Genomic DNA, 13,986 nt, shown 5'->3' with positions numbered 1-13,986 from the left:
CAGCCTCGCCCGCTACGGCTACTGCACGCGCACGACCGCGTCGCTGATGCGTCTGAGCGTGCGCTCGGGAACGGCGCCCATGACGGTCAACCAGGACTCGCCGATGCGGCGCGATAACGCCAGGGTGCCGCCAACACGTTGCTCGGGGGGCACGGGCTCGGCCAGATCGGCCGCGGGCTGCACGAAGATCGAGACCGAAGCCAGACCATCGCTGAGCAGCCACTGCAGCACTTCCGACGATTTTCCCCCCACCGACATGCTGCGGCGGAAGACGCCAACGGTCTTGAAACCAGGGACATGGGAAGACAAGGCCCAGCCCTGCGAGCGCAGGCTCACAGGCACCACCTTCATCTTCTCCACCGCATAACCAGGGGGCTGGTGCAGGCTCTCGCGCACCAGGTTCTGGCGTGGATGCACATGAATTTTGAGCTCGGTGAACGCGACCTGATCAATGACATGGCCGTCCGCATCGAGCGTTTGCGCCTTCACCAGCAGCTGCGAATCCGGGAGCGACCAAAGCCGATAGCCCCAGCGCAGATCATCCCGGGGCAAAAGGGTCGACATCCGGCATTCGTAGCCCGCACATCGCTCCAGCCCGCCCCGCTCGAGCTTGTAGTTGCGGTCGACTTCGCCATCAGTCGACTTGAGCAATCGCGGAAAACTGGCCTGTCCAGCCTGATTGTCGATCAGGGTCAGACGATAGTCGGGCCAGCTCGTGCGCACCTGATCGTTGAGTGAAACCATGATGCGACGCTGACCGTCCAGCGTTTCGATTCGTTCGAAATGGCCCTGCGGCAGCACATAGTGAACCAGGCTGGAGGTGCTGATCTCCTCCCCGCGCTGGGTGATGAACACGCCGCTGTAATTCAGCGAACGGGCGGCCGTGCTCACGGTCTGAAGCCACTGTTCCAGCCCCTGCCTGGGTGGCGCCCCGGCCTCGAGCGAAACCTGCGGACCAGTCGCTAACGGAGGCCGGTCCACGGGCTGCTCCGCGAAGGCCGGGGTCAACGGCAGGGTCGCCATGAGCATGCCGCCTATCGCGACTCGGCGGACGCGCCCGACCAGGCCAGCCTTCCAAGCGATGGCGTTTGACCGCACAAAGACCAACGGCACGCCTGCCATCAGTGCGACGCGGCTGGCGCAGCCTGGCGGCTTTCAGCCATCCTCAGCGTTGCCGGGGCCACGGGCATCATGCCACCGGCCATCTGCTGGTGCGCCAGAAGGTATTCGACCATGGGCATTTGGGTCGAAACCGGCACGATCTGGGCCCCGCCCTGCGCGCTGCGGGTTTGAAGATCCGCCTGGATCAAGTCTGCACGGGCCGACGGTCCCAAAGCCGCCCCCCCTTGGCGATCGACCACGGGCAATTGCCCCACCGCAGACCCGCCCCCAACCGAAGCGAGAACCTGTCGCTGCGCCGATGCGGGCTGAGCTTGCTGTCCCGCGTTCTGCAGCCCGGGCAAAGCCACCCAGGCCATGACCGCGACACCCGCAACCGCCGCCATGCCCGCGGCCATTCTCGTGCTCCAGTGCGGACGCCGATGCCGCGCGACCTGGGCCGACTCACCCGCAGCCGATGCGACGAGGGGCTGCGGCTGGAGCACGATGGGCTCGCGCGCAATGGCTGCGCTCACACGCTGGAGAAAATCGCCTTCGTTCGGCAAGGGCGTCAGATCGGAGGAGCGCAAGACATCGCCGATCTGGGCGTAGATCAGCCAGTCGCGCCGCGACGCATTGTCTGCAGCCACGGCACGGACAAAGTCCGCCGACTGTGGCGACAGCCCGCGGAAATCATCCTCGCCATCCATCATGGCGGAGAGTTGCTCGCGCGACTTGTCCTGATTCATTTTTGTCTCCAGCAATACGGAACCGAAACCTCAACACCGAAACCTCACCAACGCTTGCCGCCCTTGTGCTCAATCACGGGGCGCAGACGCTCCGCGATGGCCTCACGGGCACGAAAGATGCGCGAACGCACCGTCCCGATCGGGCATTGCATGGCTTCGGCAATATCCTCATAACTCAAACCTTCGATTTCGCGCAGAGTGATGGCCATTCGCAAATCTTCCGGCAGCGACTCCATGGCAGCATTCACCGTTTGCACGATTTCCTTCGAGACCAGAATGGATTCCGGCGTTTCGTGATTGCTTAGTAGCTCGGTCGGGCTAAAAGTTTCTTCATCATGCCCGGAGGCATCGCCTTCCGACACCGTGGGATCGCGAATGTCGTCGGAAATGGCTTTTTTGGCCGTATTGACCGCGATGCGATACAGCCAGGTATAAAACTGGCTCTCACCTCGAAACTGACCGATCGCCCGGTACGCCCGCAGAAACGTCTCCTGCGCCACATCCTCCGCCAGCGCCGGGTCACGGATGAAGCGCAACACCAGCCTGTAGATCCTGCGCTGATACTTGGCCACGAGGAGGTCGAAGGCCTTCTGCTGCCCTGCCTGGACCTGCTGGACCAGCACGGCATCGCTTTGAACGTCTTGCTGCACCGGGGTCAGTGAGACAGCGCACCCAAGCGCAGTCGCAATTCGCGAAAAATGCCGGGCTGAATATCGCTGGAGACGGGCAGGACCACGCGTCCCTTGGCCGTCAGCCCCAGCACCAGCAGAAGTCCGGGCAGCACCATGCCCCGCACCTGGAGCACATCTTCCAGACCATCGCCTCGCTGAAGCTTCCAGCCTCGTTCATCATGGAACAGGGTGAAGGGTCGGATGGTCCAGTAGGGATACTGCGCCGCAAGAATGGCCAGAAAAATCGCCGCAGCGAACGCCGCCATCAGATTGAGCGAATCCGTATCGCGCCAGACCCAGACCGTCCAGCCAGCGGCCAGCAAGGCCGCCGCACTGAAAAGGCCAAGCAACAGATGCCAGCGGCCGAAGCGCTCGACCCGGATCTGCAAGGGTGCGAGGGTCTTCATGCTGCTGCGCGGCGACGGCAGAAAGGAACGGAATGGCGCACTCAGACGCGCTTGAACAGCAACGATCCGTTGGTGCCACCGAATCCGAAGTTGTTCTTCAGCGCGTAGTCGATGCGCAAGTCGCGCGCCGTGTTGGCGCAGTAATCGAGGTCACACTCGGGATCGGGGGTCTGCAGATTGATGGTTGGCGGGCAGACCTGATGATGCAGCGACAGCACCGTGTAAACCGACTCCACGCCCCCCGCTCCCCCGAGCAGGTGCCCGGTCATGGACTTGGTGGAGTTGACCACGAGTTTGTAGGCGTGGTCGCCGAAGGCCAGCTTGATGGCATCGGACTCGTTCTTGTCGCCCAGAGGCGTCGAGGTGCCGTGCGCATTGACCATCTGTATTTGATCGGTGGACACACCGGCGTTCTTCAGCGCGAGCAGCATGCTGCGGCGGGGACCGTCGGTATTCGGCGCGGTGATGTGTCCGGCGTCACCGCTCATGCCGAAGCCGACCAGTTCGGCATAGATTTTCGCGCCGCGCTTGACCGCGAGGTCATAGTCTTCGAGCACCATCACGCCAGCGCCCTCGCCAAGGACGAAGCCGTCGCGGTCCTTGTCCCACGGACGGCTCGCTGCCTGAGGATCGTCATTGCGGGTGGACAAGGCTCGGGCTGCCGCGAAACCGCCAACGCCCAGAGGCGAGACCGTAGCCTCGGCGCCGCCAGCCACCATCACATCGGCATCACCGGCCTCGATCAGGCGTGCGGCCAGACCAATGGCGTGCAGACCCGTGGTGCAGGCCGTGACGACCGAGATGTTCGGCCCCTGAAAACCGTATTCGATGGATACGTGCCCCGAGATCATGTTGATGATCGACGCCGGCACGAAGAACGGTGTGACCCGGCGCGGGCCGCGGTCGAGGAGTTCTTTGTAGGTGTTTTCGATCAGCGGCAAGCCGCCGATTCCTGAGCCGACCAGAACACCAACGCGCTCGGGGTCCAGCCCAGCCTGGTCGATGCCACTGTCGCGCACAGCCTGCATCGATGCGGCGATGCCGTAGTGGATGAAAGTATCCATATGCCGCGCTTCCTTGGCGGCAATGTATTGCGTCACGTCGAAATCACGGACTTCGCCTGCGATTTGCACGGAATAGGCCGAGGCATCGAACTTGGTGATCCGTCCGATGCCAGATTTGCCAGCGAGCAAATTTGCCCAGTTGTCATCCAGCGTGTTGCCCAGAGGGGAAACAGCGCCAAGGCCAGTAATCGCAATTCGTCGGCGAAGGGTCATGTGAAATCAGGCAGGCCGCGCCGGCGCAGACGCAGGGACGCGAGCAGAAAAGGGTTTGAAACAGGATCGCACAAGACGCAAGTCCGGCCAACAGCATCCGGCCCTGCGAATAGGCGACACATCAGGCCTTGTAATGCGCCTTGGCGTAGTCGACAGCCAGTTGCACGGTGGTGATCTTCTCGGCGTCCTCGTCCGGAATCTCGATGTGGAACTCGTCCTCCAGCGCCATGACCAGTTCGACGGTGTCCAGCGAATCGGCGCCCAGATCATCCACGAAGGATTTTTCGTTGGTTACCTGATCTTCGGCAACGCCCAGTTGTTCGGCGATGATCTTCTTGACGCGCTGTTCGATGTCACTCATTGAAACCTCCAGTGGAAATGTGAAAATTTTAGCAAGCGCCGAAGCTGACTTGGCGACAGGCCGAGAGCATAACCCCGCCCGACGACAACGTCGTGCGTTTCGGCAGGTGTTATTGCATGTACATGCCACCGTTCACATGCAGAACGGCGCCGGTGATATAAGCCGCCAAGGGCGAGGCCAGGAATGACACCGCGTGCGCGATCTCTTCGGGCTTGCCCAGGCGACCCAGGGGAATGCGCGCCAGCATAGGCTGGGTTTGCGCCTCGGTCAGTGCCCGGGTCATGTCGGTATCGATGAACCCCGGCGCCACACAGTTGACCGTGATGTTGCGGCTGCCCAGCTCCTGCGCCAGCGCCCGGGTCATCCCCGCAACACCGGCCTTGGCCGCCGCGTAATTGGCCTGGCCAGGGTTGCCGGACGCGCCGACCACCGAGGTGATGTTGACGATGCGGCCGTAACGCTGCTTCATCATGGTGCGCATCACGGCACGCGACATGCGGAACACACTGCTCAGATTGGTCGAAATCACGGCATCCCAATCGGCATCGCTCATGCGCATGGCGAGCATGTCGCGGGTGATGCCGGCATTGTTCACCAGGATCTGCAGCCCGCCTTCGGCCTTGACGATCTCGTCGACCAGACTGGCACCAGCCTCGGCGTCATTCACATCGAGTACGGCTCCTCGCCCGCCGAAGGCTTGCAGGGCCTCGGTAATGGCTTTCGCCCCGGACTCCGAAGTCGCGGTGCCGACGACGCGAGCACCCGCAGCCGCCAGATCGGCCGCAATGGCAGCGCCGATGCCGCGCGAGGCCCCGGTCACCAGGGCGATTTGGCCCGTAAGCGGCCGGGAAGAAGCGTCAGAAGAGGAATTGCTCATGCCAGGGCAGTTTGAATGGAAGGAATCACTGATCGGTCGTCCAGGGCAAACGATTGCAAGGCGGGATCGATCCGGCGCGTCAGGCCATGCAGCACTTTACCCGGTCCGCATTCGACCAGGGTGGTGCATCCGGCCCGAGCCATGGCCTGCACGCACTCGACCCAGCGAACCGCATGGCAGGCCTGACGGGCCAGCGCATCGCGAAGATCGTCCGGGTCGGTGGGTTGGGCGACGTCGACGTTGTTGATCAGGGTGATGTGCGGCGACTTCAGCGCAACGCCGCGCAGGTAATCGCGCAGTTGCTCGGCCGCGCCCTGCAGCAGGCTGCTGTGAAAAGGGGCCGAAACCGCCAGAGGCAACGCACGTTTGGCACCGGCGGCCTTCAGAACTTCGCAGGCGCGGCTCACGGCGGCCTGCGTGCCGGCGATCACGACCTGCCCTGGCGAATTGAAATTGACGGCCTCGACCGCTTCTCCGGTTTCGCGCGCCGCCAGTTCGCAGCCCGCGCGTACGGCGGCATCGTCCAGGCCGAGTACGGCGGCCATACCCCCCGCGCCGACGGGTACCGCATCCTGCATGGCCTGGGCACGGAAGCGCACCAGCGGCAAGGCGTCGGACAGCGTCAGGCTTTCAGCCGCAACCAGGGCGGTGTATTCGCCCAGGCTGTGCCCGGCGACAAAGTCGGGCTTGCGCCCGCCTTCGGCCAGCCAGAGGCGGTACAGGGCAACGCCGGCCGTCAGCATGACGGGCTGGGTGTTCGTGGTGAGATTGAGCTGTTCGGCAGGCCCTTGCGCCATCAGGGCGGCCAGATCCTGCGACAGGGCGGCGCTGGCCTCCTGCAAGGTCTCGCGCACAACGGGATGATCGGCCACCTTGTCGAGCATGCCGACAGACTGGGAACCCTGGCCCGGGAAGACGAAAGCGAATGTCATGGTCGTATGAAATCAGGTCACGATGCCGTGGTCATGGCGGATTTTTTCACGCCTTCTCTTCTCAGTACTCGACGACTGCCGCGCCCCACGTCAGTCCGCCGCCCACGGCCTCGAACAACAGCGTATCGCCCCGCCGGATCTGGCCCGCCCTGACGGCAACGTCGAGCGCCAGGGGGATCGAAGCGGCCGACGTGTTGCCGTGCTGATCGACGGTCACCACCACTTTGTCCGCGGGAATGCCCAGCTTCTTGGCGGTGTGCGTCATGATGCGGATGTTGGCCTGATGAGGCACCATCCAGTTGACGTCCACAGGCTCGCGCCCTGCCTTGGCGAGGGCTTCGCGGGCAACGTCCTCGAGCACATGCACGGCCTGCTTGAACACCGCTTGCCCATCCATCTTCAGGAAGGGGCTTCCCGTGATGGCGCCGCCCGACACGCGGCCTGGCGTGCAGAGGATGGAAGCCTGTCGGCCATCGGCGTGCAGGGCACTGGCCAGCAGACCGGGCTTCTCGCTGGCGCTGAGCACCACGGCACCCGCGCCATCCCCGAACAGCACGCAAGTGGTGCGGTCGTTGAAGTCGAGAATGTGGGAAAACACTTCCGCGCCGATGACCAAGGCGTGCCGCGCCATGCCGCTGCGCACGAACTGATCGGCCACGGTGAGGGCATACACGAATCCGGCGCACACGGCCTGGACGTCGAAGGCCACCCCTCCGGCCGCACCCAGGCGTCCCTGGATCAACGCCGCATTCGATGGGAAGATCATGTCGGGCGTCGACGTCGCCACAATGATCAATCCGATGTCGCCAGCGTTCAGCCCTGCCGCGTCGAGCGCACGGCGCGCCGCCTGTTCGCCCAGATCGACGCTGGTGGTTCCGGGATCGGCGAAGTGGCGAAAACGAATGCCGGTCCGCGCGACGATCCATTCATCGCTGGTTTCGACGCCGCGCTTGGCCAGATCCGCGGCCAGTTCGTCATTGCTGATCTTGCGTGGCGGCAGTGCACTGCCAGTACCGGAAATGCGGGAAAAGGAAGGCATGGAACAGATCGTTCAGAAAGGTGCGGGGCAAGACGCTCAACTTGCCGGAGCAATGTCGGCGCCCCGGGGTGATGACTCGTGCATCACTTCGAGAATACGTTCAGTATGCCGCACGACATCGCCTTGGACCGCCTCGTGCGCGCGCAGCAGCGCCTGCTCGAAGCCAAAGGCGTCCGCAGAGCCGTGGCTCTTGACCACCAGCCCGCGCAAACCCAGCAGGGCCGCGCCGTTGTAACGGCGATGATCGACGCGCTTGCGGAATCGCTTGAGCACCGGCAGGGCCGCCAGTGCCATCAGCTTACTCAAGGGCGTCCGGGTGAATTCCTCGCGGATCATGCCCGAGAGCATTTGCGCCAGGCCTTCCGAGGTCTTCAGCGCGACATTGCCCACGAAGCCGTCGCACACCACGATGTCGGTCGTGCCCTTGAAGATGTCGTCACCCTCGACGTTGCCGTGAAAGCGCAGACGTCCGAGGGCATCGGCTTCGCGCAACAGCTCGGCCGCGCGCTTGATGGTGTCGTTGCCCTTGATCACCTCTTCGCCGATGTTGAGCAGTCCGACGGTAGGCTGGGCCTGCCCGCCGGTGGCGGCATAAGCCGTCCCCATGACGGCGAACTGCAAGAGATGGAGGGGCTCGCAATCGACGTTGGCCCCCAGATCGAGCATCAACGTGCCTTTGCCCTTCTGGTTGGGCAGATAGGTTGCAATGGCCGGACGCTCGATGTCCAGCAGGGTCTTGAGCAGATAGCGGGCGAGCGCCATCAGGGCGCCGGTATTGCCGGCCGACACGCAAGCCTGGGCACGCCCATCCCGAACGAGTTCGATGGCTCGTCGCATCGAGGAATCGCGCTTGCGACGCAGCGCAATTTCCACCGGATCGTCCGAGGCCACTACCTCGCTCGCGGGCACGAATTCCGCACGCGGGTGATCTTTCAGACGCAGCGATTCCAGCAGTGGCAGCACCGCGTCGGGTTGCCCAACCAGAATGACCCGGCCCTCGGGATGTTCCTGCAGAAATCGCACGCAGGCAGGCAAGGTCACCTTCGGACCATGATCCCCGCCCATCAGATCGACAGCCAGAGTGGAACTCATGACACGGCCAGCGCCAACATCGGAGATGAAAACGACATTCCACCGCCCAACAGTCGCAGGCGATGCTTGGTGCGCGAGGGCAAGCGCTTACTCGTCAGACTTGGTCTTGACGACTTTGCGCCCACGGTAAAAACCGTTCGGGCTGATGTGGTGACGCAGATGCGTTTCGCCCGTCGTGGGCTCGACTGCCAGCGGCGGCGCACTGAGGTGCTGGTGGGCACGGTGCATGCCACGCTTCGAAGGTGATTTCTTGTTTTGCTGGACGGCCATGGCAATCCCCTGTGAAAAAGCTAATCATTATATGCGAGGGCCAATGACGGCCGCAAAAGTCGTCAGGACTTCTTCGACCTGTCCATCAGTTCACGCAGATGGGCGAAGGGATGCTGGCGTTCAACAGCCTCCTCGCCCACCGGGCTGGCGTGTGCAGGCTCGGCCCCCGCCCCCTGCGGGCAATGCTCATGCATGGGCACGATCGGCAAGGCCAGAATGAGTTGGTCTTCGATCAGGTCGAGCACATTCACCGGCTCGGTGGCGGGCAGCGCCTCGTCTTCCGCCTCAAGTTCGGCCTGGGTCAACTCCGGCTCGTTGGCCACCAGACGAAAGTCAACCTTCTCGTCGATCGGGTACAGCATGCCGTGCAGACAGCGCTGACAGACCAAGGGCAACTCGGCCCGAACCTGTAGACAGACCATGGGCTGAGATCGCACGCCCACGCGCTCACGAAGGTAGCCCCGCAACGACCAGCTTACGGGCGGGAGCCCCTCCTGCGGTCCGGACAACTGGACCTTCAGCCGCGGCATCAAACGCCATTCGACACGACCCTGCAAAACCCCGCCGCTGCGCGCGAAGTCGAACAAAGCCAAGGCACGAGGTGGCAGCGAGGTTTCCAGTGGGGTCAAGGATGGCGTTTGGGACATGGGCTCAGTTTACCGACTGCAACAACTCCCGCAGACTTCGGCGAAGCCTGCTCTTACACTGAGGAGTATGCCGTGAAAACGGCCGCACCGCACCGACGAATCAAAACAGGACGAGACAGATGAACAGCATTGCACAGTGGTTCCCGATGGGCTGGGAGCCGTTTCTATTCGGCGGTATTTTCATCGGACTGGGCGTGAGTGTTCTGTTCTGGCTGACGGGCCTGATCGGCGGCATCAGCACGGCTTACACCGCGGTGTGGTCGCTCGTGTCGCGCCATCCCTTCTTTCAACACGAAAAATTCGTCTCGACCCGTAACTGGCGCATGATGTACGGCCTCGGCCTGATCCTCGGCGCGATCGTGTTCACGTTCACGCTGGGCCACGGCGAAGGCTTCGTCACCCACGTCCCGCTCTGGCAGTTGCTCGTCGGCGGAATCGTCGGCGGGTTTGGCGCCCGCATGGGCGGAGGCTGCACGTCGGGACATGGCATCTGTGGCGTGGGCTCCGGGCAGTTGCCATCCATTCTCGCGGTGATCATTTTCCTGTGCACGGCCATCATCACGGCCCATGTGGTCCACGCCCTTGGAGGATTCTGAAATGCAGCGCGTCCCTCCTCTCGCCGTGATGCTTTCGGCGCTGTTCGCCGGTGGACTGTTTGGCTTCGGCCTGGCCTATTCCACCATGGTCAAGCCCGAGAGCATCCTGCAATTCCTGATGCTCAAAAACATGGGGCTGCTGCTGGTCATGGGCGGCGCCGCCGGTGTGACCTTCGTCGCCTATCACCTGCTGCCGCGCCTGATGAAGCGACCCGTGTTCGGCGTGGCCTTCGGCAAACATCCCTCGCATCTCGATGCCCGCACGCTCATCGGCGCCGCGATCTTCGGCGTGGGCTGGGGATTGAGCGGGGTCTGCCCGGGTCCGGCCATTGCCGGTCTGGGCGTAGGCAACTGGCCGCTGCTGCTGAGCGTGGTCGGCATTCTCATCGGCGCCTGGCTGCATGGCCGATTCTTCGGCAAGAACTGATGGCATCGAGCGCAGCCCCCGATCTGATCCTGGCCTCGACCTCGCGCTACCGGGCCGAGTTGCTGCGGCGTCTGCGTGTGCCGTTCGCCACGCGCGCCCCCGAGGTGGACGAGGCCCGGCAAAGCGGCGAATCGCCGCTCGGCTTGGCACAGCGGCTGGCGGCTGAGAAGGCGGGCGCCGTGGCGCGCACGGCACCCGGCGCCTGGGTGATCGGCTCCGATCAGGTCTGCATGCTCGGCGATGAAGCGCTGGGCAAGCCGGGCTCGCATGAGGCGGCGCTTGCGCAGTTGCGGCAACTCACCGGGCGCGAAGCGGTGTTTCACACGGCCGTCTGCGTGATTTCGCCAGATGGCAAAACCCAGATTCGCAACTGCCCTACCGAGGTGAAGTTCAGAACCTTGCGTGATGACGACATCGAGCGCTATCTGAATCTGGACGCGCCCTACGACTGCGCGGGCAGCGCCAAGTCGGAGTCGCTCGGGCCTGCGCTGCTCACGCGGATGCGCAGCGACGACCCCACCGCATTGATCGGCCTGCCCCTGATCGATCTGTGCGACATGCTGCGTCAGAGCGGCTTCGACGTGCTGGCCCGGGCACGGCCGTAACGCCTCGCCCGCAGCGACAGGCCCTAGCGCAGCGTTCCGCCGAGGTTGGAGAGTTCGCGCACCGCGCCCATGCCCAGCGAAGCGCCGAAACGCTTGGCCAGGCGCTCGGCGACGTTTTCCTGCAAGGTGTAATCCACGATGTCGGGCGCCTTGATCTTGTCGCGAGCGATCTGGTCCACATCGCCATAGCCGTCGGCCAGACCCTGTTTCACGGCGGATTCACCCGTCCAGACCAGGCCTGAGAACGTCTGGTCATTCACCTTGAGACGAGCGCCACGGCCTTTCTCCACCGCGGCGATGAACTGCTTGTGGATCTGCTCCAGCATACCCAGCGCGTAGGTCTTCTGGTCTTCAGGCATGGGCGTGAAAGGGTCCATGAATCCCTTGTTGGCACCCGCAGTCAACAGGCGGCGCGTCACCCCCAGCTTGTCGAGCAGGCCGGAGAAGCCGAACCCGTCCATCAAGACGCCGATGGAGCCCACCAGGCTGGCGGGATTGACGTAAATGTCGTTGGCCGCCGCGGCCACGTAGTACGCGCCCGAGGCGCAGACCTCTTCGCACACGGCATAGACCGGCTTGTTGTACTTGGCGCGCAGCCGCTCGATCTCGGCAAAGATCTGGCTGGCCTGCACCGGGCTGCCCCCCGGACTGTTGATGCGCAGAATGATCCCGCGGGTCTGCGGATTGGAGAATGCATCCTGCAAGGCCGCGTTGATGTTGTCGGCGCTCGCCTGCGAATCGATGGCAATCTCGCCGTTGAGTTCGATCAGCGCCGTATGCGGTCCGGTCGTCGTCGTATCGCCATACTCGGCGATCAGGCCGCCAAAGAAGATCAGCGCCACGATTCCGAGCATGACAAAGCGGAAGAAGATCGACCAGCGTCGGGCCCGGCGCTTTTCGTTCACCACCTCGAGCACGAGCTTTTCGAGCACTTGCCGCTCCCATGCGCCTGGCGGCGTGGACGGTTCGGGACGTTGCGGAGGAAGCTCGGGAGGCATGGCGCTCATGGTGAAGGAGTGGAGAACTGCGAAAACCTGGGGAATGGGCAGGATAGCAGCGCCCGATCAGCACAACCGGTCTCGACTTTCACGGCAGAGGCCAGCGCATGACCGCGCGAGGTCGGGATGAGGCGGCGCTTCAGCCGCGTTGGCGCAAATAGTCGCCAAGTTCGTCAATCGAATGCACCAGACCGGTCGGCGCGAGGGACTGCAGCTGCGACACGTCGTGGGCGCCGTAGCTCACGCCAATCGCATCGCACTGTGCGTTGATCGCCATTTGCAGATCATGTGTGGTGTCGCCCACCATGACGGTGCGCTGTGGCGGACTGGCCAGCTCGGCCATGAGCTCATGCAGCATCGCCGGATGCGGCTTGGAAAACGTCTCGTCCGCGGTGCGGGTCGCATCGAACAGGCCGCGCAGCTCGGGGCGATCCATGGCTCTTGCCAGTCCGATGCGGGACTTTCCAGTCGCCACGGCCAGGTTGTAGCCCGCCGATTTGAGCGTGTGCAGCAGGTCCAGCACACCGTCGAACAGCGCCAGCTGCCCGTCAAGCGCGAAATAGTGCTTGCGATAAGCCGCCGCCAGCCGAGGGTAGTCGCCATGCGGCAATGCCGGCGCGGCGTGGCGCAGCGCGTCCTCCAGACCCAGGCCAATGACGTAGGACGCATCCTCGCGGCTGGGCACGGGCAGGCCGAGGTCTTGGCAAGCCTGCTGGATCGCCCCGGTGATGGCCGCGGTGGAATCCATCAGCGTGCCATCCCAGTCGAACACAATCAGGTCGTAGTTCTGTCGGTGCATGGCGCGGGCATGGGTTCAGGAAATCAGGACTGCACGCATTGTGCCCGCAAAGGATGAAGCCATTGCACCCAGCTCTCGGGCAGCGGCGCCTGCAACTCCAGCCGCTCTCCCGACGCAGGGTGGGCAATGGCAAGGGTGTGGGCATGCAGGAACATGCGGCGCAAAGGCGGCAACCCCATCTGCCCGCGCGCCAGGGCCGCATTCAGGCTGTCGTCCCCATACTTGTCGTCCCCCACGATGGGATGCCCGCTGTGGGCCAGATGAACCCGGATCTGGTGGGTACGTCCCGTCAGCAGCTTGGCCTGCATCAGCGTCAGTCCATCCCATGCGCCCAGCCCCGCCACCGGAAAAAGCTCTTGCGGGCGAAACTGAGTGCGCGATGCCTGCCCCTGCTCCGCATCGACCCGCACGCGCCGTTCGCCGTTGGCGAGCAGGTATTTGTGCAGCGGCGCCTCAACGGTGACCGCCCCGCGCGTCCACAGCCCGGCCACCAGGGCAAGGTAGCGCTTGTCGGCCTGGCGCTCGCGTAGCGCGGCATGCAGCGCCGTCAAAGCGCTGCGTTTCTTGGCTATGAGCAGCAGGCCCGATGTGTCGCGGTCGAGCCGGTGCACCAGTTCGAGGAACTTGGCGCTGGGGCGCGCCGCCCGCAGGGCTTCGATGACACCGAAACTCACCCCTGATCCACCGTGCACCGCCACGCCTTCGGGTTTGTTGATCGCCAGAAGGTGATCGTCCTCGAACACCACGGGGAATTGCAGGGCGGGTACCGCGCGAGGCGCGTCGGGCTGCGCCACCCGCACCGGCGGAATCCTCACCTGATCGCTGGACTGCAGCTTCTGCTCGGCCCGGGCCCGGCCACCGTTGACCCTGACCTCGCCCGAGCGGACGATGCGATGAATGTGACTGCGCGGCACCCCCTTGAGGTGGCGCGCAAGAAAGTTGTCCAGGCGCTGCCCCTCACCCGCGTCACCGACCTGGAGGAGTCGAACCTGAGGGGAAGACGCGGTGTGCATATAATCGGGCGTGAAGTCGTGAAGTTGAAAGAAAGAATTTTGGCAATAGTTCCGCGGGGTTGCGTGTTGTTTTACATGATGCAACCGCGCGACCTGCCAAGAATGGACAGACTGCCTCCTGACAGGTT

At 63.8% G+C, this 13,986-nt stretch carries 18 protein-coding genes; 3 read left to right on the top strand and 15 right to left on the bottom strand.

The genetic code is table 11. The annotated features are described in order from the left end of the window. Positions 1-18 precede the first annotated feature (18 nt). The 12 genes from BVH73_RS11385 to BVH73_RS11330 all read right to left on the bottom strand — a co-directional run bounded on the left by BVH73_RS11385 (position 19) and on the right by BVH73_RS11330 (position 9,420). A complete protein-coding gene (locus BVH73_RS11385; protein WP_245800328.1) occupies positions 19-1,023 on the bottom strand; it encodes a MucB/RseB C-terminal domain-containing protein in 1,005 nt (334 codons plus the stop codon). 98 nt (positions 1,024-1,121) lie between these two features. Next, complete coding sequence (locus BVH73_RS11380; protein WP_079418759.1) at positions 1,122-1,847, bottom strand: sigma-E factor negative regulatory protein; 726 nt, start codon at positions 1,845-1,847, stop codon at positions 1,122-1,124. A gap of 44 nt (positions 1,848-1,891) precedes the next feature. Continuing rightward, positions 1,892-2,497: an RNA polymerase sigma factor RpoE gene (gene rpoE, locus BVH73_RS11375; protein WP_079418757.1), complete on the bottom strand. Its 606-nt coding sequence runs from the start codon at positions 2,495-2,497 to the stop codon at positions 1,892-1,894. 5 nt (positions 2,498-2,502) lie between these two features. After that, a complete protein-coding gene (locus tag BVH73_RS11370) occupies positions 2,503-2,925 on the bottom strand; it encodes a hypothetical protein (RefSeq protein ID WP_079418755.1) in 423 nt (140 codons plus the stop codon). Positions 2,926-2,966: 41 nt separating this feature from the next. After that, positions 2,967-4,202, bottom strand: coding sequence for a beta-ketoacyl-ACP synthase II (gene fabF / locus BVH73_RS11365; RefSeq protein ID WP_079418753.1), 1,236 nt, complete (start codon positions 4,200-4,202; stop codon positions 2,967-2,969). Positions 4,203-4,323: 121 nt separating this feature from the next. Further along, positions 4,324-4,563 (bottom strand): acyl carrier protein, encoded by a 240-nt coding sequence (gene acpP, locus BVH73_RS11360; protein ID WP_013106675.1) that lies wholly within the window; start codon positions 4,561-4,563, stop codon positions 4,324-4,326. A 109-nt stretch (positions 4,564-4,672) separates the two neighbouring features. Beyond that, entirely contained in the window at positions 4,673-5,440 is a 768-nt protein-coding gene (gene fabG / locus BVH73_RS11355) for a 3-oxoacyl-ACP reductase FabG (RefSeq protein ID WP_079418751.1), read from the bottom strand. Then, a complete protein-coding gene (fabD, locus tag BVH73_RS11350; RefSeq protein WP_079418749.1) occupies positions 5,437-6,372 on the bottom strand; it encodes an ACP S-malonyltransferase in 936 nt (311 codons plus the stop codon). Before fabD ends, fabG begins: the two co-directional genes overlap by 4 nt. Before the next feature lie 61 nt (positions 6,373-6,433). Beyond that, positions 6,434-7,411: a beta-ketoacyl-ACP synthase III gene (locus BVH73_RS11345; protein ID WP_079418747.1), complete on the bottom strand. Its 978-nt coding sequence runs from the start codon at positions 7,409-7,411 to the stop codon at positions 6,434-6,436. Between the two features lie 36 nt (positions 7,412-7,447). Beyond that, positions 7,448-8,503 (bottom strand): phosphate acyltransferase PlsX, encoded by a 1,056-nt coding sequence (gene plsX / locus BVH73_RS11340; protein WP_079418745.1) that lies wholly within the window; start codon positions 8,501-8,503, stop codon positions 7,448-7,450. An 87-nt stretch (positions 8,504-8,590) separates the two neighbouring features. Next, positions 8,591-8,773, bottom strand: a complete 183-nt coding sequence (gene rpmF / locus BVH73_RS11335; protein ID WP_079418743.1) for a 50S ribosomal protein L32 — start codon at positions 8,771-8,773, stop codon at positions 8,591-8,593. 62 nt (positions 8,774-8,835) lie between these two features. Next, on the bottom strand, positions 8,836-9,420 hold the full coding sequence (locus tag BVH73_RS11330; protein ID WP_245800327.1) for a YceD family protein: 585 nt from the start codon (positions 9,418-9,420) through the stop codon (positions 8,836-8,838). Between the two features lie 119 nt (positions 9,421-9,539). Between BVH73_RS11330 and BVH73_RS11325 the strand changes: the two genes are divergently transcribed. From BVH73_RS11325 to BVH73_RS11315, 3 genes are read left to right on the top strand one after another with little or no spacing between them, the layout of a single operon-like run. Further along, positions 9,540-10,016 (top strand): YeeE/YedE family protein, encoded by a 477-nt coding sequence (locus BVH73_RS11325; protein ID WP_079418741.1) that lies wholly within the window; start codon positions 9,540-9,542, stop codon positions 10,014-10,016. Position 10,017: 1 nt separating this feature from the next. Next, positions 10,018-10,443 (top strand): DUF6691 family protein, encoded by a 426-nt coding sequence (locus BVH73_RS11320; RefSeq protein WP_245800326.1) that lies wholly within the window; start codon positions 10,018-10,020, stop codon positions 10,441-10,443. Further along, positions 10,443-11,048 (top strand): Maf family protein, encoded by a 606-nt coding sequence (locus BVH73_RS11315; RefSeq protein ID WP_079418739.1) that lies wholly within the window; start codon positions 10,443-10,445, stop codon positions 11,046-11,048. The genes BVH73_RS11320 and BVH73_RS11315 overlap by 1 nt, the downstream gene beginning before the upstream one ends. Positions 11,049-11,071: 23 nt before the next feature. Here BVH73_RS11315 and BVH73_RS11310 read toward each other — a convergent pair whose 3' ends face one another. From BVH73_RS11310 to BVH73_RS11300, 3 genes are all read right to left on the bottom strand, one after another. After that, positions 11,072-12,055, bottom strand: a complete 984-nt coding sequence (locus tag BVH73_RS11310; RefSeq protein ID WP_079418737.1) for a S49 family peptidase — start codon at positions 12,053-12,055, stop codon at positions 11,072-11,074. A 130-nt stretch (positions 12,056-12,185) separates the two neighbouring features. Further along, complete coding sequence (locus tag BVH73_RS11305; RefSeq protein WP_079418735.1) at positions 12,186-12,845, bottom strand: HAD-IA family hydrolase; 660 nt, start codon at positions 12,843-12,845, stop codon at positions 12,186-12,188. Between the two features lie 23 nt (positions 12,846-12,868). Beyond that, complete coding sequence (locus BVH73_RS11300; protein ID WP_079418733.1) at positions 12,869-13,858, bottom strand: RluA family pseudouridine synthase; 990 nt, start codon at positions 13,856-13,858, stop codon at positions 12,869-12,871. Positions 13,859-13,986 lie beyond the last annotated feature (128 nt).

Source organism: Thiomonas intermedia (assembly GCF_002028405.1).
Taxonomy (GTDB): Bacteria; Pseudomonadota; Gammaproteobacteria; order Burkholderiales; family Burkholderiaceae_C; genus Thiomonas; species Thiomonas intermedia.
The sequence above is the reverse complement of the archived record's forward strand: the minus strand, read 5'-3'. Positions and strand labels throughout refer to the sequence as shown.

Bases quoted from the DNA above. Each gene is read 5' to 3' on its own strand.
- BVH73_RS11385 (WP_245800328.1), bottom strand. From the start codon at position 1,023: ATGGCGACCCTGCCGTTGACCCCGGCCTTCGCGGAGCAGCCCGTGGAC.
- BVH73_RS11380 (WP_079418759.1), bottom strand. From the start codon at position 1,847: ATGAATCAGGACAAGTCGCGCGAGCAACTCTCCGCCATGATGGATGGC.
- BVH73_RS11370 (WP_079418755.1), bottom strand. From the start codon at position 2,925: ATGAAGACCCTCGCACCCTTGCAGATCCGGGTCGAGCGCTTCGGCCGC.
- fabF (WP_079418753.1), bottom strand. From the start codon at position 4,202: ATGACCCTTCGCCGACGAATTGCGATTACTGGCCTTGGCGCTGTTTCC.
- acpP (WP_013106675.1), bottom strand. From the start codon at position 4,563: ATGAGTGACATCGAACAGCGCGTCAAGAAGATCATCGCCGAACAACTG.
- fabG (WP_079418751.1), bottom strand. From the start codon at position 5,440: ATGAGCAATTCCTCTTCTGACGCTTCTTCCCGGCCGCTTACGGGCCAA.
- fabD (WP_079418749.1), bottom strand. From the start codon at position 6,372: ATGACATTCGCTTTCGTCTTCCCGGGCCAGGGTTCCCAGTCTGTCGGC.
- BVH73_RS11345 (WP_079418747.1), bottom strand. From the start codon at position 7,411: ATGCCTTCCTTTTCCCGCATTTCCGGTACTGGCAGTGCACTGCCGCCA.
- plsX (WP_079418745.1), bottom strand. From the start codon at position 8,503: ATGAGTTCCACTCTGGCTGTCGATCTGATGGGCGGGGATCATGGTCCG.
- rpmF (WP_079418743.1), bottom strand. From the start codon at position 8,773: ATGGCCGTCCAGCAAAACAAGAAATCACCTTCGAAGCGTGGCATGCAC.
- BVH73_RS11330 (WP_245800327.1), bottom strand. From the start codon at position 9,420: ATGTCCCAAACGCCATCCTTGACCCCACTGGAAACCTCGCTGCCACCT.
- BVH73_RS11325 (WP_079418741.1), top strand. From the start codon at position 9,540: ATGAACAGCATTGCACAGTGGTTCCCGATGGGCTGGGAGCCGTTTCTA.
- BVH73_RS11320 (WP_245800326.1), top strand. From the start codon at position 10,018: ATGCAGCGCGTCCCTCCTCTCGCCGTGATGCTTTCGGCGCTGTTCGCC.
- BVH73_RS11315 (WP_079418739.1), top strand. From the start codon at position 10,443: ATGGCATCGAGCGCAGCCCCCGATCTGATCCTGGCCTCGACCTCGCGC.
- BVH73_RS11310 (WP_079418737.1), bottom strand. From the start codon at position 12,055: ATGAGCGCCATGCCTCCCGAGCTTCCTCCGCAACGTCCCGAACCGTCC.
- BVH73_RS11305 (WP_079418735.1), bottom strand. From the start codon at position 12,845: ATGCACCGACAGAACTACGACCTGATTGTGTTCGACTGGGATGGCACG.
- BVH73_RS11300 (WP_079418733.1), bottom strand. From the start codon at position 13,858: ATGCACACCGCGTCTTCCCCTCAGGTTCGACTCCTCCAGGTCGGTGAC.